The sequence below is a fragment of the Allobosea sp. P1_B10 genome (assembly GCF_056406735.1).
The window spans coordinates 1-703 of record NZ_JBFTZP010000042.1 but is presented as its reverse complement, the minus strand read 5'-3'; the positions used below and the strand labels follow the sequence as shown (position 1 = coordinate 703).

Genomic DNA, 703 nt, shown 5'->3' with positions numbered 1-703 from the left:
CTCTGAGAGCAACAAGAGGCCAGTTAGTAACGTTATGGCAATGGCAGCCACAGAGATCTGCAGAAAAAACCTCTTATGGAGATCCCAAGAGGGCCGAGAAGACAAGTTTGTCTGCGGCAACGCCAGGTTCAGCGGGTCAAGTGGATTGTCACTCTGAGTCGCTCGAAGGCTGAAGCGCGGGACATATCCCCCTTTGGGCATGTCTATAAGAACCGGATCATCCGCACCCTCCAGGAGATAGTAGCGTTCTAGTGCGCGCCTAAGGCGTCCCGCTTCGATGCGTACTGACGGGTCATTTGACATGTCGAAATCTGGGGGCCTGCCAAACACTTCGACCGCAATCGTATAACCTTTGATTCGTTCGGCACGGTCAGCCAGCGACTCGTGAGTAACGTATGTTAAAAACGCGCGAACGCGCTCAGGTACGTTGAAATCATGGCTGGACAAAATTCGAGCCAATTGTGCGCGAATACGCTCGTCGCCAAGCGGAATCATATCCGGTGCATCTCGTCGCGTATTGAGCTCTCGCGGCTGATCCATGGCGCCCCCGACGGCCATCCATTTCAACTTTAGCAAGCCTGCGCATACTGGGCCTCAATCTGGCAAACAGGCAACTCCAATTTTGACGACTGAAAATGGCGGGCTGTTACGATGAATGCTCCTTTGTTGACCGAACTTGCATTTAGCCAAATCTGGGCTGCTG

Annotated in this window: 1 pseudogene; it reads right to left on the bottom strand. The window is 53.2% G+C overall.

The features are described 5' to 3' along the window. Positions 1 to 540: pseudogene (locus tag AC1D2L_RS25795) on the bottom strand (hypothetical protein); the annotation flags it as partial. Positions 541 to 703 lie beyond the last annotated feature (163 nt).